This window comes from Bradyrhizobium sp. WYCCWR 13022 (assembly GCF_030435535.1).
Lineage (GTDB): Bacteria > Pseudomonadota > Alphaproteobacteria > Rhizobiales > Xanthobacteraceae > Bradyrhizobium.
In genome coordinates, this window is sequence record NZ_JAUIZJ010000002.1 from 65162 (window position 1) to 85839 (window position 20678).

The 20678-nt window shown below is 64.6% G+C and carries 19 protein-coding genes; 12 read left to right on the top strand and 7 right to left on the bottom strand.

All coding sequences use genetic code 11. The features are described 5' to 3' along the window. Positions 1-46 precede the first annotated feature (46 nt). The 12 genes from pyrH (at position 47) to lpxB (ending at position 12818) form a co-directional block, all read left to right on the top strand. Positions 47-763, top strand: a complete 717-nt coding sequence (gene pyrH, locus QY049_RS01260; RefSeq protein ID WP_301268649.1) for a UMP kinase — start codon at positions 47-49, stop codon at positions 761-763. Positions 764-830: 67 nt separating this feature from the next. Continuing rightward, positions 831-1394 carry a ribosome recycling factor gene (gene frr / locus QY049_RS01265; protein WP_128951567.1) on the top strand — a complete coding sequence of 188 codons (564 nt, stop codon included), beginning with the start codon at positions 831-833 and terminating at the stop codon, positions 1392-1394. 12 nt (positions 1395-1406) lie between these two features. Continuing rightward, positions 1407-2165 (top strand): isoprenyl transferase, encoded by a 759-nt coding sequence (locus QY049_RS01270; RefSeq protein WP_258766743.1) that lies wholly within the window; start codon positions 1407-1409, stop codon positions 2163-2165. Further along, the gene (locus QY049_RS01275; protein WP_301268650.1) at positions 2162-3004 is read left to right on the top strand and encodes a phosphatidate cytidylyltransferase; all 843 of its coding nucleotides are present in this window, start codon (positions 2162-2164) and stop codon (positions 3002-3004) included. The genes QY049_RS01270 and QY049_RS01275 overlap by 4 nt, the downstream gene beginning before the upstream one ends. Positions 3005-3008: 4 nt before the next feature. Then, a complete protein-coding gene (gene dxr, locus QY049_RS01280; protein ID WP_258766745.1) occupies positions 3009-4232 on the top strand; it encodes a 1-deoxy-D-xylulose-5-phosphate reductoisomerase in 1224 nt (407 codons plus the stop codon). A 44-nt stretch (positions 4233-4276) separates the two neighbouring features. Next, positions 4277-5428, top strand: coding sequence for an RIP metalloprotease RseP (gene rseP / locus QY049_RS01285; protein ID WP_301268651.1), 1152 nt, complete (start codon positions 4277-4279; stop codon positions 5426-5428). A 174-nt stretch (positions 5429-5602) separates the two neighbouring features. Then, positions 5603-8140 (top strand): outer membrane protein assembly factor BamA, encoded by a 2538-nt coding sequence (gene bamA / locus QY049_RS01290; RefSeq protein WP_301268652.1) that lies wholly within the window; start codon positions 5603-5605, stop codon positions 8138-8140. A 134-nt stretch (positions 8141-8274) separates the two neighbouring features. Next, the gene (lpxD, locus tag QY049_RS01295) at positions 8275-9342 is read left to right on the top strand and encodes a UDP-3-O-(3-hydroxymyristoyl)glucosamine N-acyltransferase (protein ID WP_194475654.1); all 1068 of its coding nucleotides are present in this window, start codon (positions 8275-8277) and stop codon (positions 9340-9342) included. Then, on the top strand, positions 9339-9800 hold the full coding sequence (fabZ, locus tag QY049_RS01300) for a 3-hydroxyacyl-ACP dehydratase FabZ (protein WP_024341283.1): 462 nt from the start codon (positions 9339-9341) through the stop codon (positions 9798-9800). Before lpxD ends, fabZ begins: the two co-directional genes overlap by 4 nt. Before the next feature lie 171 nt (positions 9801-9971). After that, positions 9972-10763, top strand: coding sequence for an acyl-ACP--UDP-N-acetylglucosamine O-acyltransferase (gene lpxA, locus QY049_RS01305; protein WP_301268653.1), 792 nt, complete (start codon positions 9972-9974; stop codon positions 10761-10763). A gap of 19 nt (positions 10764-10782) precedes the next feature. Beyond that, positions 10783-11640: an LpxI family protein gene (locus QY049_RS01310; protein ID WP_258766956.1), complete on the top strand. Its 858-nt coding sequence runs from the start codon at positions 10783-10785 to the stop codon at positions 11638-11640. Beyond that, positions 11637-12818, top strand: a complete 1182-nt coding sequence (lpxB, locus tag QY049_RS01315) for a lipid-A-disaccharide synthase (protein ID WP_301268654.1) — start codon at positions 11637-11639, stop codon at positions 12816-12818. The genes QY049_RS01310 and lpxB overlap by 4 nt, the downstream gene beginning before the upstream one ends. Here lpxB and QY049_RS01320 read toward each other — a convergent pair. From QY049_RS01320 to gltA, 7 genes are all read right to left on the bottom strand, one after another. Continuing rightward, positions 12815-13582 carry an SDR family NAD(P)-dependent oxidoreductase gene (locus QY049_RS01320; RefSeq protein ID WP_301268655.1) on the bottom strand — a complete coding sequence of 256 codons (768 nt, stop codon included), beginning with the start codon at positions 13580-13582 and terminating at the stop codon, positions 12815-12817. The genes lpxB and QY049_RS01320 overlap by 4 nt on opposite strands. Beyond that, positions 13579-14694 (bottom strand): ABC transporter ATP-binding protein, encoded by a 1116-nt coding sequence (locus QY049_RS01325; protein WP_194475658.1) that lies wholly within the window; start codon positions 14692-14694, stop codon positions 13579-13581. The genes QY049_RS01320 and QY049_RS01325 overlap by 4 nt, the downstream gene beginning before the upstream one ends. 10 nt (positions 14695-14704) lie before the next feature. After that, on the bottom strand, positions 14705-15562 hold the full coding sequence (locus QY049_RS01330; protein WP_258766753.1) for a carbohydrate ABC transporter permease: 858 nt from the start codon (positions 15560-15562) through the stop codon (positions 14705-14707). Then, positions 15555-16430: a carbohydrate ABC transporter permease gene (locus QY049_RS01335; RefSeq protein ID WP_194475660.1), complete on the bottom strand. Its 876-nt coding sequence runs from the start codon at positions 16428-16430 to the stop codon at positions 15555-15557. The genes QY049_RS01330 and QY049_RS01335 overlap by 8 nt, the downstream gene beginning before the upstream one ends. 50 nt (positions 16431-16480) lie before the next feature. After that, complete coding sequence (locus QY049_RS01340; protein WP_194475661.1) at positions 16481-17767, bottom strand: ABC transporter substrate-binding protein; 1287 nt, start codon at positions 17765-17767, stop codon at positions 16481-16483. Between the two features lie 84 nt (positions 17768-17851). Further along, entirely contained in the window at positions 17852-19030 is a 1179-nt protein-coding gene (locus QY049_RS01345) for an ROK family transcriptional regulator (RefSeq protein ID WP_301268656.1), read from the bottom strand. A gap of 198 nt (positions 19031-19228) precedes the next feature. Continuing rightward, positions 19229-20533 carry a citrate synthase gene (gene gltA, locus QY049_RS01350; RefSeq protein WP_194475663.1) on the bottom strand — a complete coding sequence of 435 codons (1305 nt, stop codon included), beginning with the start codon at positions 20531-20533 and terminating at the stop codon, positions 19229-19231. Positions 20534-20678 lie beyond the last annotated feature (145 nt).

Sequence of the window (20678 nt, forward strand, 5' to 3'; positions counted from 1 at the left end):
CTTCCGGCGTGCCGCCGGAAGCGGCGCCCGGACAAGGAAAGTGCTCATGACTGATCCGGTCTATCGTCGTGTCGTGATCAAGCTGTCCGGCGAATATCTCGCGGGACAGCAGGGCTTCGGCATCGACCAGCCGACCATGGACCGGGTTGCGGACGACCTGATCGCCGCCCGCCAGCTCGGTTGCGAGGTGGCGGTCGTGATCGGTGGCGGCAATATCTTTCGCGGCGTCGAGGTCTCCTCGCGCGGTGTGTCGCGCCCGACCGGCGACACCATGGGCATGCTTGCCACCATGATGAACTGCCTCGCGCTCGAAGCCACGATCGAGCGCAAGGGCGCGCCGGCGAGGGCGCTCTCTGCCTTCGTCATGCCCGAGATCTCCGAGCTGTTCACCCGCATTGCGGCGCACAAATACCTTGCCGAGGGCCGCATCCTGCTGCTCGGCGGCGGAACCGGCAATCCGTTCTTCACCACGGACACGACGGCCGTGCTGCGCGCCGCCGAGATCGGCGCCCAGGCGGTGCTGAAGGCGACCAATGTCGACGGCGTCTACTCGGCGGATCCGAAGAAGGACCCGACGGCGACGCGGTTCGACCGGCTGACGCATTCGCAGGCGATCGAGGGTGGCTACAAGGTGATGGATGCGACCGCCTTCGCACTTGCCCGCGAGACGTCGCTGCCTATCATCGTATTTTCGATCGCGGAGCCGGGGTCGATCGGCGCGATTCTGCGCGGCGCCGGCCACGGGACTGTTGTCGCCGGCTGACGGCACATCGGGTGCGCCCCGAGGGAGGGGCGCGGTGAGGTCGCCGGGTTACTGAAGGAGAAACGTGATGGCCACGGGTAATTTCGACCTCAACGAAGTGAAGCGCCGCATGCAGGGCGCGGTCGCCTCGCTCAAGCACGAGCTTGGCGGCCTGCGCACGGGCCGCGCCTCGGCCTCGATGCTCGATCCGGTGCAGGTCGATGCCTATGGCAGTCACATGCCGCTCAATCAGCTCGCCACCGTCAGCGTGCCGGAGCCGCGCCTGATCTCGGTGCAGGTCTGGGACAAGTCGATGGTCAAGGCGGTCGAGAAGGCGATCGTCGATTCCAATCTCGGCCTGTCGCCCGCGACCGAAGGCCAGGTGCTGCGCCTGCGCATTCCCGAGCTTAACGAGGAGCGCCGCAAGGAGCTGGTCAAGGTCGCGCACAAATACGCCGAGGCCGCCAAGGTCGCCGCGCGCCACGTCCGCCGCGACGGTCTCGACGTGCTGAAGAAGCTCGAGAAGAATCATGAGATGTCGGAGGACGATCAGAAGCGTCACGCCGACGAGGTGCAGAAGGCGACCGACGGCACCATCACCGAGATCGACCAGCTGCTGGCCGCCAAGGAAAAAGAAATCCTCACCGTTTAAGGCTTCTTTTCCATGCCCAACGCCGCCGCGCCTGCAACTGAAGGACCCGACCGGTCCGACGCGCCTGCGCATGTCGCCATCATCATGGATGGCAACGGGCGCTGGGCGGCGGCGCGCGGCCTGCCGCGGGCGGAGGGACACCGCCGCGGCGTCGAGGCATTGCGCCGCGTGGTGCGTGCCTCGCATGAGCTCGGCATCCGCTATCTCACCATCTTCTCGTTCTCGTCGGAGAACTGGTCGCGCCCGGCGAGCGAGATCGGCGATCTCTTCGGTCTGCTCCGCCGCTTCATCCGCAACGATCTCGCGAGCCTGCATCGTGACGGCGTCAAGGTCCGCATCATCGGCGAGCGCGACGGGCTCGAGGGCGACATCTGTGCGCTGCTCAACGAGGCCGAGGAGTTGACGCGCGACAACACGCGTCTCACGCTCGTCGTCGCTTTCAATTACGGCTCGCGGCAGGAGATCGCGAAGGCCGCACAAAAGCTTGCGCGCGAAGTCGCGGAAGGCAAACGCGATCCTGCCTCGATCGATGCCGATTCAATCGGCGCCCATCTCGATGCGCCCGACATTCCCGATCCGGATCTCATCATCCGCACCAGCGGCGAGCAGCGCCTGTCGAATTTCCTGATGTGGCAGGCCGCCTATAGCGAGCTCGTGTTCGTGCCGGTGCACTGGCCCGACTTCGACAAGGGGGCGCTGGAAGGCGCGATCGCCGAATTCGCCAGGCGCGAGCGCCGTTTCGGCGGCCTGGTCGCGAAATCAGCCTCGTGAGCGAATCGGACACCGCACCGGCAGGCACCAAGCCGGCCCCGAGCAATCTCGTGATGCGAGTCCTCGCGGCGCTGGTGCTGGCGCCGTTGACGATCGGTGCTGCCTACGTCGGCGGCTGGCTGTGGGCGCTGCTCGTGACCCTGGTGTCGGTCGGACTGTTCGCGGAATGGCTGATGGTGGTGGGCGCAGGCTCGACCGCGCTGACCGGGGCAGGGACGATCGTCATCGCCATGATGGGTTTGTGCGTTGCCGCCGGCGCGCTCAAGACCGCCATCATCGTCGGCTGCCTCGGCGGCGCGATCATCATGCTGATCGCACGCGGCAAGTTCATGTGGGCCGCGACCGGATTTGCTTATGCGTCGGCGGCGCTGCTGGCCTCGATCCTGGTGCGGAAGGATCTGGTCAACGGCTTCTCCGCGCTGATGTTCGTGCTGCTGGTGGTGTGGGCGACCGATATCGGCGGGTATTTCGCCGGCCGCGGCATCGGCGGACCGAAGCTGTGGCCGCGCGTCAGTCCCAAGAAGACCTGGGCGGGTGCGTTCGGCGGTTTTGCGGCGAGCCTTGCCGTCGCGTCGGGGTTTGCGGCTTTCGGCGTCGGAAAGGCAGTTCCGCTGCTGCTCGTCAGCGCCGTCCTGTCGGTGGTATCGCAAGCTGGCGATCTGTTCGAATCCGCGGTCAAAAGACGCTTCGGCGTCAAGGATTCCAGTCACTTAATTCCCGGCCATGGCGGGCTTCTGGACCGCCTGGACGGCTTTGTCGCCGCCATCCTGGTGGCATGGATTATCGGTTTTCTCCGCCATGGTGTGCATAGCGCCGGAAGCGGTCTTATGGTTTGGTGAGGATATGAGCGCAGTCCCTTTGCGGAACAACAAGCTCGCTGTGTCGGACATCCGCAGCGTCACGGTTCTCGGCGCCACCGGCTCGATCGGCGACAGCACGATGGATCTGCTGCGCGCTTCGCCCGAGCGCTATCGCGTCGAAGCCCTGACGGCGAACAGCAATGTCGAAGCGCTGGCCAAGCTCGCGAAGGAGTTTTCCGCGCGCTACGTCGCGATCGCGGACAGCACCAAGCTCGCCGACCTGAAGGCTGCACTTGCCGGCACGAGCACGGAATGCGGCGCCGGCGAAAGCGCCGTGATCGAGGCCGGCGCGCGTCCGGCCGATTGGGTGATGGCGGCCGTCAGCGGCGCGGCCGGATTGAAGCCGGCCCTGGCTGCGGTCGATCGCGGTGCGCATGTCGCGCTCGCCAACAAGGAATGCCTGGTTTGCGCCGGCGATTTCTTCATGCAGCGCGCGGCGAAAGCGGGCGCCTGTATCCTGCCGGCTGATTCCGAGCACAACGCGCTGTTTCAGGCGCTGGCCTCGGGCAATCGCGACGAACTGGTCCGCGTCATCATCACCGCCTCGGGCGGACCGTTCCGGACCTGGAAGAGCGCCGACATCGAGCAGGCCACCCTCGCGCAGGCCCTGAAGCATCCGAACTGGAGCATGGGCCAGAAGATCACGATCGATTCCGCCTCGATGATGAACAAGGGTCTCGAGGTGATCGAGGCCTCATATCTGTTCGCACTGTCGCCGGACGAGATCGACGTGCTGGTGCATCCCCAGTCGATCATCCACGGCATGGTCGAGTTTTCCGACTGCTCCGTGGTGGCCCAGCTCGGCTCGCCCGACATGCGCACGCCGATCGCCCATTGCCTCGGCTGGCCCGACCGGATCAAGGGTCCGGCGGCCAAGCTCGATCTGGCCAAGATCGGCCAGCTCACGTTCGAGGCGCCGGATTTCGAGCGATTCCCAGGGTTACGTTTGGCCTTCGATTCGCTGCGGCACGGGAAGGGCGCGACCACTGTGTACAATGCCGCCAACGAGGTCGCGGTCGCAGCCTTCATTGCCGGCAAGATCCGGTTCGGCGCGATTGCCCGGCTGGTCGAGGCGACGCTGGAGGACTGGATCCGGGGCGGGAACCACGGCCCCATGACTTCAGCGGACGACGCAATAAACATTGACCATGTTTCGCGAAATAAAGCTGCCGCCCTATTGCCTCAAATTGCCTTAAAGGCATCCTAGGTAGTTCGGGGCCAGGGCCTTGCGGCGCTGGATGAGGGGAATCGATGTCTGACTTTTTCGTCCATAGTTTCAATACGTTGAGCCATGGGCTCCTCGGCTACGCGGTTCCGTTCCTGTTCGTCCTGACCATCGTCGTGTTCTTCCACGAGCTCGGCCATTTCCTGGTCGCGCGCTGGGCCGGCGTCCGGGTGTTAACCTTTTCGCTCGGGTTCGGGCCTGAGCTGGTCGGGTTCAACGACCGTCACGGCACCCGCTGGAAGATTTCGGCGATCCCGCTCGGCGGCTACGTCAAGTTCTTCGGCGACGAGGGTGAGGCGTCCACCCCGTCGGCCGAGACGCTTGCGGCCATGACGGCGGAGGAGCGCGCCGGCAGCTTCCACTACAAGAAGGTCGGTCCGCGCGCCGCCATCGTCGCCGCCGGTCCGATTGCCAATTTCATTCTCGGAGCCCTGATTTTCGCAGGCATGGCCCTGTATTACGGTAAGCCGAGCACGATCGCGCGCGTGGACGGCATCGTTGCCGACGGCGCTGCGGCCGCCGCCGGCTTCAAGATCGGCGACGTCATCATCCAGATCGACGGCAAGCCGATCGAGAGCTTTGCCGACATGCAGCGGATCGTCGCGACGAGCGCCGGTTCAGCGCTGGTTTTCCAGGTGAAGCGGGATGGCGGGATGGTGTCGCTCACCGCGACGCCGGCGCTGCTGGAGCGAAAGGATCCGTTCGGCAACCGCCATCGGGTCGGCGTGCTCGGCGTCGAGCACAAGTCCCAGGCGGGTGAGGTCTCGACCGCGCCGGTCGGGGTGGGCGAGGCGCTCAAGATCGGGGGCGAGCAGGTCTGGTTCATCATCAGCAGCACCTTCAAGTTCCTGGGTTCGCTCTTCATGGGGCAGGGCAATCCGAGCGAGGTCAGCGGTGTCCTCGGCATCGCCAAGATGTCGGGGCAGGCGGCCAGCGCCGGGTTCCAGTTCGTGATCAATCTGTGCGCGGTGCTGTCGGTCTCGATCGGGCTGTTGAACCTGTTCCCGATCCCGCTGCTCGATGGCGGTCATCTTCTGTTCTACACGGCCGAGGTGGTCCGCGGCCGTCCGTTGTCCGAGCGCACCCAGGAAATGGGGTTCCGAATCGGCCTTGGTCTGGTGCTGATGCTGATGGTGTTCGCGACCTACAACGACATTCTTCGGATGGCGGCGTCCTGATAGGGGCTTTTTTGTGGCGTTGCTGTTGAGCAACGTCTTGGAATGAAATTGAAATTACGGCGCGCTCGGCCGTTTGCGGCGTCGGGGAAATTGGCTACAAGCGGCTTGAACTTGGGGAATCTCCCAGACCGGCTTTGGGGTTGGGTCTGGTACGTTGATAAGGGCGCGTTGCGCATGAAGTTTGGACTGCGACTCCGGGGGGGCTTGCTCGCAACCCTGATCATGTTCGGCGCGCCGGTGATTGCCCCGGTTGGGGCTGTTTTTGTGTCTTCGTCTGCGCTCGCCCAGACCGTGCAGTCGATTTCCGTCGAAGGGAATCGCCGCGTCGAGGTGGAGACGATCCGGTCCTATTTCAAGGCCGGTCCCGGCGGTCGCCTCGATCAGGCTGCCATCGACGACGGCCTCAAGGCGCTGATCGAAACCGGCCTGTTCCAGGACGTGAAGATCAATCGCGGCGCCGGCGGCCAACTCATTGTCTCCGTGGTGGAAAACCCGGTGATCGGGCGCATTGCGTTCGAGGGCAACAAGAAGATCAAGGACGAGCAGCTCACCGCCGAGGTCCAGTCCAAGGCCCGCGGCACGTTCTCCCGCGCCATGGTGCAGTCGGACACGCTGCGAATCGCCGAAATCTATCGCCGCTCCGGCCGGTACGACGTCACCGTCGTGCCTGAAATCATCGAGCAGCCGAACAACCGCGTCGATCTCGTCTTCACGATCAACGAAGGCGCCAAGACCGGCGTGAAGTCGATCGAGTTCATCGGCAACAATGCGTTCTCGTCCTACCGCCTGCGCGACGTCATCAAGACGCGCGAGACGAATCTGCTGAGTTTCCTCGGCAGCGGCGACGTTTACGATCCTGATCGCGTCGAAGCCGACCGCGACCTGATTCGCCGCTTCTACCTGAAGAACGGCTTCGCCGACGTTCAGGTCGTGGCCGCGCTCACCGAATACGATCCGGCGAAGAAGGGCTTCAACGTCACCTTCAAGATCGAGGAAGGCCAGCAGTACCGCGTCGGCAGCGTCGATTTCCGCACCAGCATCGCGAACTTCGACCCGAGCACGTTGCGCTCCTTCTCGCGCGTCAATGTCGGTTCGCTCTACAACGTCGAATCGGTCGAGAAATCGGTCGAGGACATGCAGATCGAGGCCTCGCGTCGCGGCTACGCCTTCGCGATGGTGCGTCCGGGTGGCGATCGCAATTTCGACGCCCACACCGTCTCCGTCGTGTTCAACGTCGACGAGGGCCCGCGCACCTATATCGAGCGCATCAACATCCGCGGCAACACCCGTACCCGCGACTATGTGATCCGCCGCGAGTTCGATATTTCGGAGGGCGATGCCTACAACCGCGCGCTGGTCGACCGCGCCGAGCGCCGCCTGAAGAACCTCGACTACTTCAAGACCGTGAAGATCACGACGGAGCCGGGCTCCTCCAGCGACCGCGTCATCCTGGTCGTCGATCTCGAAGAGAAGTCGACCGGCGACTTCTCGGTCTCGGGCGGCTACTCCACGACCGACGGTGCGCTGGCCGAAGTCTCGGTCTCCGAGCGCAACCTGCTCGGCCGCGGCCTGTTCGCCAAGGCCTCGGTGACCTATGGCCAGTATGCCCGCGGCTACTCGCTGTCGTTCGTCGAGCCCTATCTGCTCGACTATCGCGTCGCGCTCGGCCTCGACCTCTATCAGCGCACCCAGCTGTCCAACAGCTACATCTCCTACGGCACCAAGACGCTGGGCTTCAGCCCACGCCTCGGCTTCCAGCTGCGCGAGGACCTGGCGCTCCAGCTGCGTTATTCGATCTACCAGCAGGAAATCTCGCTGCCGTCCTACCTGGCGAATTGTAACAATGATCCGACCTCGGCGGCGTTCAACCCAAGCCCAGCCTATGCGCTTGCGACCGGCACGCCACTTGCGACATCGACGAATGGCCTCGGCTGCTACAGCGACGGCGAAGCCTCGCTGCCTGTGCGCAAGGAGCTTGCGAGCGGCAAGACGCTGACGTCTGCGCTCGGCTACACGCTGACCTACAACACGCTCGACAACAACAAGAACCCGACTGATGGCCTGCTCGTCGACTTCAGGCAGGATTTCGCCGGCGTCGGCGGCGACGTCTCCTACCTGAAGACCGTGGCCGATGCGAAGTACTACCAGTCGCTGGTGTCCGACCTCGTCGGCGTGCTCCACGTCCAGGGCGGTATCCTGAACAAGATCGGCAGCGACGACCTGCGCATGCTGGATCACTTCCAGATGGGCCCGAATCTCGTCCGCGGCTTCGCGCCGAACGGCATTGGCCCGCGCGACCTCAACCCCTACGGCACGCAGGACGCGCTCGGCGGCACCAAGTACTGGGGCGCTTCGCTCGAGTTGCAGATGCCGTTCTGGTTCCTGCCGAAGGAAGTGGGTCTGAAGGGCGCGGTCTACGCCGACGCCGGTGGTCTCTACGACTACAAGGGCCCCACGACGTGGTCTGTGACCAACGAAATGACCACGACCGCGAACTCGTCCTGTACGCCGTCGACCGTCAATCCGAATTCCACGGGAACCTGTACCGGCCTGGTTTACGACGACAGCAAGGTCATCCGGTCGTCGGTCGGTGTCGGTCTGATCTGGGCCTCGCCGTTCGGTCCGCTGCGCTTCGACTACGCGGTGCCGCTCACCAAGGGCAAGTATGACCGCGTGCAGGAATTCCGGTTCGGCGGTGGCACGTCGTTCTAATTCGAACAGGGCATGACCCGGCCTCTGGGCAGTTTCCTCGAGGCCGGTCGCCAAAAAGATCGTGCTCAATCCGTGAGATAAGGCATGATGCGGCCTGACCGCTTCATGCCGAAGCCGGACCGCGACGGGGTGGAATGGCGCAGCCGACCTTCTTCAAAAAGCCTCCAGCCTCGACGCTGGCGGACATCGCCGCGCAGACCAAGGCCCAGCTGGTCGATCCCAGCAGGGGCGGTCATGTCATCACGGGTCTTGCTTCGCTCGACGAAGCCGGCCCGATGCATTTGGCGTTCTTCGACAACCTCAAATACGCCGACGAGCTGAAGGCGACCAAGGCCGGCGCCTGCCTGGTCAGCCCCCGCTTCGAGGCACAGGTGCCTCCGCATGTGGCGGTGCTGCGGGCGGCACAGCCGTTCCGCGCCTTTGTCGGCATTGCCCGGGAATGGCATGGCGACGCGCTGCGCCCGCAGTCCTGGTTCGGCAATGACGGCATTGCACCATCGGCCATCATCGATCCCTCGGCGCGGCTCGAGGACGACGTGATCGTCGAGCCGCTGACCGTCATCGGCCCTGACGTCGAGATCGGCAGCGGCACCGTGATCGGCGCCGGCGTGGTGCTTGGTCCAGGCGTCAAGATCGGACGGGACTGCAATGTCGGTGCCCGCACAGCCATCCAGTGCGCGCTGATCGGCAACAACGTGCTGATCCATCCCGGCTGCTCGATCGGTCAGGACGGCTATGGCTTCATCTTCTTCGGCCCCGAGGGCCATCTGAAAGTGCCCCAGACCGGCCGCGTGCTGATCCAGAACAACGTGGAAGTCGGCGCCGGCACCACCATCGATCGCGGGTCCTTGCGCGACACCGTGATCGGCGAGGGCACCAAAATCGACAATCAGGTCCAGATCGGCCACAATGTAACGATTGGCCGGAATTGCCTGCTGGCGGCCCAGATCGGGCTCGCGGGCAGCCTGACCATCGGCGACAACGTGGCGCTGGGAGCAAAGGTTGGCATCAACAATCACCTCAAGATCGGCGACGGGGCCCAGGTCACCGCGATGAGCGGCGTCAAGGACGACATCCCGCCGAACGGTCGCTGGGGCGGTTTCTTTGCCAAGCCCACCAAACAATGGTTCAAGGAAATCATCGCAGTGGAGCGCCTGGTACGCGACGGCAAGGCCGATCCGAAGGATGAGGGACGGGAATGACGGCGGAATCACCTGTTAAGTTCGAGCTGGTGGACATCAATGCGATCCTCCAGACGTTACCGCACCGTTTTCCGATGCTGCTGATCGACCGCGTCATCAACATCCGGGCCGACTACAGCGGCATCGGCATCAAGAACGTCACCTTCAACGAGCCGGCCTTCCAGGGGCATTTCCCCGAACGCCCGGTCTATCCCGGTGTCATGATGATCGAGGCGATGGCGCAGACCGCCGGCGTGATCGGCATCAAGTCGGTCGAGGGCACCGAGAAGCCGCGGGCGGTGTATTTCCTCACCATCGACAAATGCAAGTTCCGCAAACCGGTGCTTCCCGGCGATACCATCGAGTATCACATGCGCTCGCTCGGCCGCCGCAAGGCGATGTGGTGGTTTCACGGTGACGCCAAGGTCAACGGCCAGGTCGTCGCCGAAGCCGACGTCGGAGCCATGCTGACCGACTGAGAACGGCGCCTCGTCCGTTCAAGTGTTGGATGAGGTCGTTCACGCAAGCGGCGCGGCTTGTTCAGCCGGCCTCTGCAACAGGCCGAGATCATACGTCACTGGACAGATCGGGCGCAGTCGCGCTAACCACCGGAAAGCCGAGCAAGTTCAACACATAGCCAGACCTTTTTGATGAGTAAGATCGACCCCACCGCGCGGGTGGAAGACGGCGCCGTGATCGGCGAGGGCACCGAGATCGGGCCCTTTTGCATCATCGGTCGCAATGCCCGGATCGGGGCCAATTGCAGGCTGCTTGGACAGGTCACCGTCATCGGCCACACCACGGTCGGCGACGCCTGTGTGATCTCGCCGTTCGCAGTGCTCGGCGGCGCGCCGCAGGATCTCAGCTACAAGGGCGAGCCGACCACGCTCGACATCGGGTCCGGCAACACCATCCGCGAGGGAGCGACGATGAATGTCGGCACCGTCAAGGGCGGGGGCAAGACGCGCGTCGGCAACGACGGCTACTTCATGAACAACAGCCATGTCGGCCATGACTGCATGGTCGGCAACAACGCGATCTTCGCGACCTCGGCGACGCTCGGCGGCCATTGCGAGATCGGCGATGCCGTCTATATCGGCGGGCTGTCCGCGGTGCATCAGTTCACCCGCATCGGCTCCTATGTGATGGTCGGCGGCCTCTCGGGCGTGCGCGACGACATCATCCCGTATGGGCTCGCCAACGGCCAATATGCGGTGCTCGAGAGCCTCAACCTGATCGGGATGAAGCGGCGCAAGTTCACCAAGCAGCGGCTTGCAACCGTGCGGGCGTTCTACCAGAAGCTCTTCCACGGCCCCGGCACGTTCGCCGAGCGGCTGGAGTCGGTGCGACCGCTCGAGAGCGAAGATCCCGCGATCGCCGAGATCCTCGGCTTCATCGGCAAGGGCAAGCGCCCGCTCTGCCTTCCGACCATCGAGAAGTGATGCTGCGATGGCCGCGGACATGACATCGGCGGCTCCTGCGATTTCATCACCGGTCGGCGTGGTCGCAGGCGGGGGCGTAATGCCGTTCGCGGTCGCAGAGTCGCTCGCCGCGCGCGGCATCACCCCGGTGCTGTTTCCGCTGCGCGGCGCGTGCGATCCGGCGCAGGTCGAGAAATTCCGCCATCGCTGGATCTCGGTCGGCCAGCTCGGCCGGGCCATGCGGCTGTTCCGCGAGGAGGGCTGCCGCGACCTGATCTTCATCGGCACGCTGGTGCGGCCCTCGCTCACGGAGATCCGCTTCGACGTCAAGACGCTGCGATTGCTCGGCAACGTCATCCGTGCCTTCCGCGGCGGCGACGATCATCTGTTGTCCGGCGTCGGGCGGATCCTCGAGCAGGACGGCTTTCGCATGGTCGGCATCAAGGACGTCGCGCCCGACCTGCTGATGCCCGAGGGGTGCATCACCCGCGCCTGGCCGGCGGACAACGCCAAGGGCGACATCGAACGTGGGCGCGCGGTGCTGACCGCGCTCGGACCATTCGACATCGGGCAGGCCGCGGTGGTGATCGACAACCATGTGGTGGCGGTCGAGGACATCGAAGGCACAGATGCGCTGCTGGCGCGCGTGGCGCGGCTGCGCGAGGAGGGCCGCATCCGTGCCGCCACGGGACGTGGCGTGCTGGTGAAGGCGCCGAAGAGCGGCCAGGATCTGCGCTTCGACCTGCCGACGATCGGCGCGCGCACGATCGAGGGCGTCGCCAGGGCCGGCCTTGCCGGCGTCGCCGTCATCGCCGGCAACACCATCGCCGCCGAGCCGCAGGCGATGATCGCGCTCGCCGACGCCAAATATCTCTTCATCGTCGGTTTGCCCGCGTGATGCAGCTTCGCGATCCCAAGCGGAAGATTTTTCTGATCGCGACGGAGGAATCCGGCGACCGGCTCGGCTCGGCGCTGATGAAGGTGCTTCGCCAGCGCCTCGGCGACGGCGTGCAGTTCGAGGGCGTCGGCGGCCGCACCATGGCGCGCGAGGGGCTGGAGACGCTGTTTCCGATCGAGGAGCTGTCGATCGTCGGTCTTGCCGCGGTGGTGCAGCAGCTGCCGAAGATCCTGCGGCTGATCCGCGAGACCGCGGATGCCGTGACGGAGGCTGCTCCGGACGCGCTCGTCATCATCGACAGTCCCGACTTCACCCATCGCGTGGCGCGCCGTGTGCGGGCGAAAAATCCGGCGATCCCCGTGATCGACTACGTTTCGCCCTCGGTCTGGGCGTGGCGGCCGGGCCGCGCGCGCGCCATGCTCGGCTATGTCGATCATGTGCTCGGTCTGCTGCCGTTCGAGCCGGATGAATACCGCAAGCTCGGCGGGCCGCCTTGCAGCTATGTCGGCCATCCCCTGATCGAGCAGTTGTCCTCGCTACGGCCTGGTGCGGACGAGCAAAAGCGCCGCGAGGCTGAAACGCCGGTGCTGCTGGCGCTGCCGGGCAGCCGTCGCAGCGAGATCCGGCATCATCTGGACGTGTTTGGCGCGGCACTCGGGCGGTTGCGGTCCGATGGCGTCGCGTTCGAATTGATGCTGCCGACCATGTCGCATCTCGAAGCCACCATCCGTGCGGGTGTCGCGAACTGGCCGGTCAAGCCGCAGATCGTGGTCGGCGAGGCCGAGAAGCGCGCCGCATTTCGCATCGCGCGTGCGGCGCTGGCGAAGTCGGGCACCGTGACGCTGGAGCTGGCGCTGTCAGGCATCCCGATGGTGACGGCCTATCGCGTCGGCGCGATGGAGGCGTTCATCCTGCGCCGTGCGATCCAGGTCTCCTCGGTGATCCTCGCCAATCTGGTGATCGGCAAGGACGTGATCCCCGAATATTTGCAGGAAGACTGCACGCCAGAAAAGCTCGCGAGCGCCCTGTCCGAGGTGCTGACGGAGACGCCAATGCGCCGGCAACAGGTCGAAGCCTTCGCGCAGCTCGACACCATCATGTCGACCGGCAACACATCGCCGAGCGTGCTCGCCGCCGACATCGTGCTCGCGACGATGCGGAAGGGGCACGCCGGTTAGGCGAGCCCGCCGTCGACCCGGAAGCACTGGCACGTGATGCGCCGGCTCGCGTCGGAGGCGAGGTAGAGCGCCATGTCGGCGATATCCTCAGGCGTCACCGCATCGGGAATGGCCTGGCGCGTACGCATCTCGGTGATGACCTTCTCGTCCGGATACCACAGCTTGCGCTGCCGCTCGGTGATCACCATCCCCGGCGCGATCGCGTTGACGCGAATGCGGTCGGCACCGAACTTGCGGCCGAGCGAATTGGTTAAGCCGACGATGGCCGCCTTGGCGCCGGCGTAGACCGGCAGCGCCGGCGCGCCGCGCATCCAGGCCACCGACGACATGTTGATGATCGAGCCGCCGCCACGCGCCTGCATCTGCGGCACAACGGTCTGGGCGGCAAAGAACACGTGCTTGAAATTGACGCCGATCATCCAGTCGAAGTCCGCCGGCGTCACGTCCGAAAGCACCTGGCGCTGGTCATTGGCGGCGTTGTTGACGAGGACCGCGGCATCGCCAAGCGATGCGTGCACCTTCGCCAGCGCGGCGCGCAAGGCGTCGATATCCATGAGATCGCAAGGCACGAACAGCGGTGCAGTGCCGGAACTCTTCGCCACATCCTGCGCCAGCGCTTCGCCGGCCTGCGTATCGAGGTCGAGGAAGGCGACGCGGGAGTCCTGAGCGGCGAACGCGCGCGTAAAGGCGGCACCGATGCCGCTCGCGCCTCCGGTGATCACCACCACGCGATTGGCGAGGTCGGCATAGGTCGTCTGGGTCATGCGATCAGTCGCTCCGTCTCGGGGTCGAACAGGCAAATGCGGCGGGTATCCAGCGCGAAGGAGGCGGTTGCGCCCGGTACGGGCCGGATGTCCGGCGAGATGCGCGCCTGCGCGGGCTCGCCGCCGAGCCGCAGCAGAACGATGGTCTCGGCGCCAGTGGGCTCGACCAGCTCGACCGGCGCGGTGACGATGACGGGCGCGCCCGCAGCGCCAGAGAACAATCGGTCGCCCTCGGCGATGCATTCCGGCCTGATCCCGAGCACCACCTCGCGGCCGAGATAGGATGCGGCTGCCTCGTAGCCTTGCAGGCGGAGACGCACCTCGTCCGGCCGGCCGGCGCCGATCACCGCCACGGGCCCGCCGCCCTCTGCCTCGAGCCGGGCCGGCATCGTGTTCATCGGCGGCGAGCCCATGAAGCGGGCGACGAACAAATTGGCGGGATAGCGGTACACCGTGTCAGGGTCAGCGAACTGCTGCACCACGCCCCGATGCATCACGGCAATGCGCGTTGCCATCGTCATCGCCTCGATCTGGTCGTGGGTGACATAGATGATGGTGGCGCCGATGCGCTGGTGCAGCCGCTTGATCTCCATGCGCATCTCGACGCGCAGCTTGGCGTCGAGATTGGAGAGTGGCTCGTCGAACAGGAAGAGCAGGGGATCGCGCACCAGCGCACGCCCCATCGCGACGCGCTGGCGCTGGCCGCCGGACAGTTGCGACGGCTTGCGGGCAAGCAGCGGCTCGATCTGGAGCAGTCTGGCCACATTCGCCAGTGCCTTTTCCTGCTCGGCCTTGGCGACGCCCCGGCATTCCATGCCGAACGTGATGTTCTGGCGCACCGTCATCGACGGGTACAGCGCGTAGGACTGGAACACCATGGCGATGTCGCGGTCCTTCGGCGGCACGTCATTGACCACCCGTCCGCCGATCTCGATCGTGCCGTCGCTCGCGCGATCGAGCCCGGCGATGATATTGAGAAGCGTGGACTTGCCGCAGCCGGAGGGGCCGACCAGCACGGTGAATTCGCCGCTCTCGATGTCGAGGTCGATGCCTTTCAGCACCTCCAGATTGGCGTAGCGCTTCGACAGGGCGCGAATGCTCAGTGCTGCCATGATTCATCCATCATTTCACGGCCCCGGCAGTGAGGCCGCGTACGAAATACCTGCCGCCGAGGAGATAGACCAACAGTGTGGGCAGCGCGGCGATGATCACCGCGGCGCTCTGCACGCCGTGTTGCGGGATGTCTGCGACCGCGGCCGACAGCGCGATGAGTGCGGCCGTGACGGGCTGCTGCTGGCCGGTCGTGAAGGTCACGCCAAAGAGGAACTCGTTCCAGATGTGCGTGAACTGCCAGATCACGGTGACGATCAGGATAGGAGGCGAGAGAGGCAGAATGATGCGCCAGAAGATCCGAAAGAACCCGGCGCCGTCGATGCGCGCGGCCCTGATCAACTCGTGCGGAATGGCGACATAGTAGTTCCGGCAGAACAGCACGGTGAAGGAGAGCCCCTGGATCGTGTGAATCAGCACGAGGCCCGTCAGCGTGTTGATGAGTCCGATGTCGCGCAGCACGATGGTCCAGGGCAGGAGGCGCATCTGCTGCGGCAGAAAGAGGCCGAGGGTGACGATACCGTAAATCCAGTTGTCGCCGCGAAAGCGCCAGAGCGACACGGCGTAACCGGCGACTGCGCCCAGCAGGGTGGAAAGGATTGTCGCGGGAATCGTGATGAGCGCGGAGTTCAGCATGTACGGCCGGATGCCGTTGCAGCTCTCGGCGACGCAGAAGCCGCTCCAGGCCAGGGCGTAGTTGCCCCAGGCGAAATGTTGCGGCCAGCCGATCATCGACCCCTGCGCGATCTCCTCGTTGGTGCGGAGCGAATTCAGGACGACGACGACGAGCGGCGCGAGCCAGGCGGCCGCGAGCAACGACACGACGAGATAGATCAGGACGCGGCTCGGCGCGAAGCTGCTTTCACGCATGGTTGGCCTGCCGCCGCTGGACATAACGCCACGCCGCATAGGGCAGCAGCACCGCGAGAAGGATGAGCAACATCAGAACCGCCGCCGCCGCGCCGCGGCCGAGCTGGCTACGCTGGAACATCAGATCATAGACGACGAGGGCCGGTAGCTGGGTCGCGATTCCAGGTCCGCCGTTGGTGAGCGCGCGGACGAGGTCGAAGGCCGAGATCGCAAATTGCAGCTGGATCACGATGACCGTGATGGTGATCGGCCAGAGCGTCGGCAGGACGACGCGCCAATAGGTTCGGATCGGTCCGGCGCCGTCGATCTGCGCGGCCTTGATGATGTCGGCGTCGACGGAGCGAAGACCGGCCAGGAAGAGGGCCATTGCGAAGCCCGAGGACTGCCAGACCGCAGCGATGACGATGGTCCAGATCGCCATGTCGCGGTTCACCAGCCAGTCGAAATGGAAGGTGGTCCAGCCGAGGTCATGGACGAGCTTCTCGATCCCGATGCCGGGATTGAGCAACCAGCTCCAGACCGTGCCGGTGACGACGAACGATACCGCCAGCGGGTACAGGAAAATGGACCGCAGCACGTTCTCGGCGCGAATGCGCTGGTCGAGCAGGATCGCGAGCACGAGGCCCGTCATCAAGCTGAACAGCACGAAGGCGATGCCGAACAGCAGAAGATTGTCGAAGGCGATCTGCCAATTCCGCGATGCGAGGACCGCGGTGTAGTTGTGCAGGCCCACCCAGCCGGAGACCGGAATGAGGGTGGATGGCGTGAACGAAATCCAGATCGTCCAGATCGAAAACGAAATGAGGTGCGCTGCCGACAACAGCAGCGGCACCCAGATCATCAGAAATTCGGGCAGTCGGCGTACCATCTCAGAGGTCGCCGACCGGCCCGGTTGCGTTGCTGTCGAGACGGCGTTGCTCAACGCGAGCTCTCGACGGCGTCGGCGAGGCGGGTGACGGCCTCCTCCGGCTTGATCGTCTTGTTCTTCACATATTCGGTGATGACGTCGATCATCGCGGCGGTCAGGCCGTTTTCCTGCGCCATGTTGTGCGCAAGGCTCAGGACGGCCTGATTGCTGGCGACGGCGTCCTTCAGCGCTGCGGCGGTGCGCCGCTGACCGTCGGACCAGCCTGCACCGGACAGATCGACATCGGTACGCACGGGGATCGACCCCGTGATTTGCGAATACATGGTCTGGATCGCCGGATCCATCACCAGCTGCGCCATCAGCGTCTGGCCGGCCTGCAGATCGGCCTCCTTGCGCTGCCAGAAGATGAAAGCATCGGCATTCAACAGGAACACCGGCTTGCCGTTGTCGCTGGGGCCTGGAACGATAGTGAAGTCGTCGAACTTGAAGCCGGCGTTTTTGAGCACGCCCTGCGCCCAGCCGCCCATGATCAACATGCCCATGTCGCCGTCGACGAAGCGCTTCAGATTGGTGGCATAGGGCTGAGCGCCGACATTGGGGTCACACCAGTCGGCAATCTTGCGCGTCTGTGCGAAGGCTGCCTTGATCTCCGGGCCCTGCAGCGCCTTCTTGTCGAGATTCATGATGGCGGTGCGGTATGCCGTCGGGCTGATGCCGGCGAAGGAAGCCTCGAACTTCTGCCCGTCGTCGGGACGGGTGCCACCGTTGGCGAGGGGATAAGCCATTCCGGCCGACTTCATCTTCTCGGCAAGTTCGTTGAAGTCGGCCCAAGTGACGGGGACCTTGTCGGCCTTGGCCTTGTCCATCCCGCGCTTGGAGAGAAACAGCATGTTGGTGCTGTAGATCTGCAGCGGCAGCGCGATCCACTTGCCGGCCGGCTTGTGCAATTTGGCAAGGTCCGGCGCGACAACCTTTTCATAGCCGGCAGCCGCGACCAAGGAGTCGAGATCGACGGTCGGGGCGATCTTCGACCAGGCGGCAATCTCGGGGCCCTTGAGCTGCGAGCAGGCCGGCGGATCGCCGGCGATGATCTGCGCACGCAGCTTGTTCATCATCTCGGTGGTGAAGCCGGGAACGGGCGAGTGCTGCCAGATGCCGCCCTTTTCCTCGAACTTCTTGCCGAGCGCCGTGATCGCAGCACCGTCGCTGCCCGCGGACCATTGCGAGATTGCGGTGAGGCGCGGCTTGACCGCGCCTTGCGCGCGGGCAAAGGCCGGCAGTGCGAGTGCGGCAGCAGATCCAGCGAGCAGACGACGCCTTGTTGTTGTAATTGGCATGGCAGTTCCTCCCGGGTGTGAAGTTGTTTGCGCCATTTTGGCGCCGTTGTTGGCGTGCGCGAGCCGCACGCGGCTCAAGTCATATCAGGCGGCCTCCGTCGACGCGGCCGGCATGCCGCCAGATCTCGCCAGGCAGAATGCAGCGAAGGCGAGGGCTGCCTGCGGATCGTTCCCGTTCGAGGGCGGCACGAAGGCGAGCGACACCTGCGCGTGTTTCCGTCCGCCGAGGAGACACGCGTCGATGCCGTCGACGATGGCTTTTCGATCGTCCTCCGCGAGCAGCGATGGCCAGCCGCTGACGACAACGCCGCGGCATGGCTTGACGTTCAACGTGTTGCCGATCGCGAGGCCGAGCCGGAAGAGGCGCTGGCGCAACTCCTGGCGCACCCGGGACGAGAGAGGGATCGCGGTCACCCAGTCAGGGCCGAGCTGGAGCAATTCCGCTTCGGTGGTGCGCAGCAGTTCGGCCAGCGCCGGCAGCGACGTATAGGCTTCGACGCAGCCATGATGACCGCAGCGGCAGCGGGGGCCGTCGGTTCCAAACACCATGTGGCCGAGCTCGACCGGATCGAGCGCGTCATCTTCGATCGGATCGTCCACCCAGGCGCCGGCGACGCCCTGGCCGACGAAAACGAACAGGTGTGGATCGCTGAACGGATAGCTGTCCGAGCGACAACGATGAAAGGTGGCGTGCGCCACCACCGAATTGATGAAAGCGACAGGCACACCGGGGAACATTTCGCCGAACATGCCGCCGATACGCTCGACGTCACAGGGAATGATCGGATTGCCTGAAACGCTGAGGCGGCCGAGGCCTGGAACCGTTATGCCCACCTGCGAGAGCCTGATGTGGCGGCGCTGCGTCCAGTCGCGCAGCAAGGTGAGCGCCTCGCGAAACACCCGGCCGACGGATTCGACCGTCGGCTTCTTCGGCAGCGGCACGCGCTCGGTGTAACGCAGCTCGCCCGACAGGCCGCCGACGCCGACGCTGAGCCATTGGCCGGTGAGCTCGAGAGCGCCCAGCGCCACGGTGCCGTCGAGTGAGACGAGACCAGTCGGGCCGCCGACATAAGGGGCAGGGCGCCGGACTTCCTCGATCAGGCCTTCGGCCTTCAGGTCGAACAGAATACGCGACAGGCTCGCCTCGGACAGGCGCACGGCCTTCGCCAGCGGAGGCCGGAACGAGCCGCCGGACTGAAGCAAGTGAGTCAAAATGGCAGCACGTGTCTGCCGCCGACTTCTCGGCTGCTCCGGCATTTCCATCCCTGTCGTCATTCTTACTTAGTGTAAGAATTTGCCTGCGGAGCGTTTCAACTGTCAAGCACTCGTCGGCGTGATGCGTGGACTTGTTGTTGTGCGCGGCACAAAGACGAGCGGCGGCCTCATCAGTTCGTAGGGTGTGCAAACAAAAACGGCGCCATCGCAAGATGGCGCCGTTTCGAAAGCCGTATCGGCTCGGACTTACTTGCGATCCTTCATCGCGACGTAGTCGCGGCGGGTGACGCCGGTGTAGAGCTGGCGCGGACGGCCGATCTTCTGCTGCGGGTCCTCGATCATCTCGCTCCACTGGCTGATCCAGCCGACGGTGCGGGCGACCGCGAACAGCACGGTGAACATCGAGACCGGGAAGCCCATCGCCTTCAGCGTGATGCCCGAATAGAAGTCGACGTTCGGGTACAGCTTGCGATCGATGAAGTACTGGTCGCTCAGCGCGATCTTCTCGAGCTCGAGCGCCACCTTCAGCATGGGATCGTCGCCATGGCCGGTCTCCTTGAGCACGGCGTGACACATCTTCTGCATGATCTTGGCGCGCGGATCGTAGTTCTTGTAGACGCGGTGACCGAAGCCCATCAGGCGGACTTCAGAGTTCTTGTCCTTCACCTTGGCGATGAATTCGGGGATCTTGTCCACGCTGCCGATCTCGGCAAGCATCGCAAGCGCAGCTTCGTTGGCGCCGCCATGTGCCGGGCCCCAGAGGCAGGCGATGCCGGCGGCGATGCAGGCGAACGGGTTGGCGCCTGAGGAGCCCGCGATGCGCACCGTCGAGGTCGAGGCGTTCTGCTCGTGGTCGGCATGCAGGATGAAGATCTTGTCCAGCGCATCGGCGAGCACCGGGTTGATCTTGTACTCCTCGCACGGCACCGCGAAGCACATGTTGAGGAAGTTCTCGGCGAAGGTGAGCGAGTTCTTCGGATACACGAAGGGCTGGCCGACCGTGTACTTGTAGGCCATCGCCGCCAGTGTCGGGATCTTCGCGATCATGCGCATGGAAGCGATCATGCGCTGCTTGGGATCGTTGATGTCGGTCGAGTCGTGGTAGAACGCGGCGAGCGCGCCGACCGAAGCCACCATCACCGCCATCGGATGGGCGTCGCGGCGGAAGCCCTGGAAGAAGCGGGCCATCTGCTCGTGCACCATCGTGTGATGGATCACGCGGTCGTCGAAATCCTTCTTCTGCGCGGCGGTGGGCAGGTTCCCGTAGAGCAGCAGGTAGCAGGTCTCGAGGAAATCGCCGTTCTCGGCGAGTTGTTCGATCGGGTAGCCGCGGTATTCCAGCACGCCCGCGTCACCGTCGATATAGGTGATCTTGGACTGGCAGCTCGCGGTCGAGGTAAAGCCGGGATCGTAAGTGAACAGGCCGGACTGGCCGTACAGCTTGCCGATATCGATGACATCAGGTCCGACGCTGCCGCTGTGAATCGGAAGATCGTAATTCTTGTTTCCGACCGTCAGCGTGGCGGTCTTGTTGCTTGGTTTTGCGTCCATCGTAGGTCCCCGATGTGTGGTGAAACGGGCCGGAGCCGGAATCCCCCAAGGGAGAAAATGGGGCAGGCCGGATGTTCCAGAATGTACGGGGAGATGGGTATATTATTGCTGTGTGCGCTGCAAGATCATGGCAGCCATGGCCTAC

Excerpts from the sequence above, each read along its gene's own strand:
- pyrH (WP_301268649.1), top strand. The coding sequence starts at position 47 with ATGACTGATCCGGTCTATCGTCGTGTCGTGATCAAGCTGTCCGGCGAA.
- frr (WP_128951567.1), top strand. The coding sequence starts at position 831 with ATGGCCACGGGTAATTTCGACCTCAACGAAGTGAAGCGCCGCATGCAG.
- QY049_RS01270 (WP_258766743.1), top strand. The coding sequence starts at position 1,407 with ATGCCCAACGCCGCCGCGCCTGCAACTGAAGGACCCGACCGGTCCGAC.
- dxr (WP_258766745.1), top strand. The coding sequence starts at position 3,009 with ATGAGCGCAGTCCCTTTGCGGAACAACAAGCTCGCTGTGTCGGACATC.
- rseP (WP_301268651.1), top strand. The coding sequence starts at position 4,277 with ATGTCTGACTTTTTCGTCCATAGTTTCAATACGTTGAGCCATGGGCTC.
- bamA (WP_301268652.1), top strand. The coding sequence starts at position 5,603 with ATGAAGTTTGGACTGCGACTCCGGGGGGGCTTGCTCGCAACCCTGATC.
- lpxD (WP_194475654.1), top strand. The coding sequence starts at position 8,275 with ATGGCGCAGCCGACCTTCTTCAAAAAGCCTCCAGCCTCGACGCTGGCG.
- fabZ (WP_024341283.1), top strand. The coding sequence starts at position 9,339 with ATGACGGCGGAATCACCTGTTAAGTTCGAGCTGGTGGACATCAATGCG.
- lpxA (WP_301268653.1), top strand. The coding sequence starts at position 9,972 with ATGAGTAAGATCGACCCCACCGCGCGGGTGGAAGACGGCGCCGTGATC.
- QY049_RS01310 (WP_258766956.1), top strand. The coding sequence starts at position 10,783 with ATGACATCGGCGGCTCCTGCGATTTCATCACCGGTCGGCGTGGTCGCA.
- QY049_RS01320 (WP_301268655.1), bottom strand. The coding sequence starts at position 13,582 with ATGACCCAGACGACCTATGCCGACCTCGCCAATCGCGTGGTGGTGATC.
- QY049_RS01325 (WP_194475658.1), bottom strand. The coding sequence starts at position 14,694 with ATGGCAGCACTGAGCATTCGCGCCCTGTCGAAGCGCTACGCCAATCTG.
- QY049_RS01330 (WP_258766753.1), bottom strand. The coding sequence starts at position 15,562 with ATGCGTGAAAGCAGCTTCGCGCCGAGCCGCGTCCTGATCTATCTCGTC.
- QY049_RS01335 (WP_194475660.1), bottom strand. The coding sequence starts at position 16,430 with ATGGTACGCCGACTGCCCGAATTTCTGATGATCTGGGTGCCGCTGCTG.
- QY049_RS01340 (WP_194475661.1), bottom strand. The coding sequence starts at position 17,767 with ATGCCAATTACAACAACAAGGCGTCGTCTGCTCGCTGGATCTGCTGCC.
- QY049_RS01345 (WP_301268656.1), bottom strand. The coding sequence starts at position 19,030 with ATGGAAATGCCGGAGCAGCCGAGAAGTCGGCGGCAGACACGTGCTGCC.
- gltA (WP_194475663.1), bottom strand. The coding sequence starts at position 20,533 with ATGGACGCAAAACCAAGCAACAAGACCGCCACGCTGACGGTCGGAAAC.